The 781-nt window shown below is 63.4% G+C and carries 2 protein-coding genes; both read left to right on the top strand.

Going from position 1 to position 781, the window contains the following annotated elements; translation table 11 throughout:
- Positions 1–20: 20 nt before the first annotated feature.
- The gene (locus tag B1964_RS29335) at positions 21–302 is read left to right on the top strand and encodes a transposase (RefSeq protein WP_253194271.1); all 282 of its coding nucleotides are present in this window, start codon (positions 21–23) and stop codon (positions 300–302) included.
- Between the two features lie 50 nt (positions 303–352).
- Positions 353–781: IS3 family transposase (locus B1964_RS29340; protein WP_172399019.1), on the top strand; the 429-nt coding region annotated here is incomplete at its 3' end.

Below are 781 nucleotides of genomic sequence, written 5' to 3' on the forward strand. Positions count from 1 at the left end.
GAGAAGGGACGATGAGGAACATGGCAGGACGTAAGCGTCACTCGGCGGAGGACATCGTGCGCAAGTTGCGCCGGGCCGATGAGTTGGCGGCGGAGGGAAAGACCGGCGAGGAGATCGCCGCCGACCTCGAGGTGTCGGCCGCCACGTTGTACAACTGGCGCCGCCAGTACGGCGGCATGGACGCTGATGCCGCCAAAGAGCTCAAAGAGCTGCGTGAGCAGAACAGCCGGCTCAAGCGACTGCTCGCCGATGCGGAGTTGGAGAAGGACGCACTGCGGGAGATCGCGAAGGGAAAATTCTGAGCCCGACCGCCAAACGCGCCGCCATCGACATGCTCAAAGACGTGATGAACATGTCAGAACGTAAGGCGTGCAGGGTGGTTGGGCTCGCCCGCTCGGCCTATCGCCAGTTACCGCAGGCGCAGACCCCGGCTGATCCGGACGCCGGCCTGCGGGAGCAGCTACGGACTTACGCCCGCAAGAACCCACGCCACGGGTTCCGTCGGGCCTGGGCGTGGCTGCGGTTCGATGAGGGCGACACGGTGAATAAGAAGAAGGTGCACCGGCTGTGGAAGGAGGAAGGTCTGCAAGTGCGTCGGGCACCGCGACGTAAACGGGCTGGCCAATCGTCGGTGCCGATCGTGGTCGCGGATGCACCGAAGGTGGTGTGGGCATTGGACTTTCAGTTCGACTCCACCGTCGACGGACACAAGATCAAGATCGCGTCGATGGTCGATGAGCACACCCGCATGTCGTTGCTGAACATCGTGGACCGCTCGATT

The organism is Gordonia sp. i37, from assembly GCF_002043085.1.
GTDB classification, from domain to species: Bacteria; Actinomycetota; Actinomycetes; order Mycobacteriales; family Mycobacteriaceae; genus Gordonia; species Gordonia polyisoprenivorans.

What these genes read in the sequence shown, in the direction of transcription:
- B1964_RS29335 (WP_253194271.1), top strand. Translation starts at nt 21, where the DNA reads ATGGCAGGACGTAAGCGTCACTCGGCGGAGGACATCGTGCGCAAGTTG.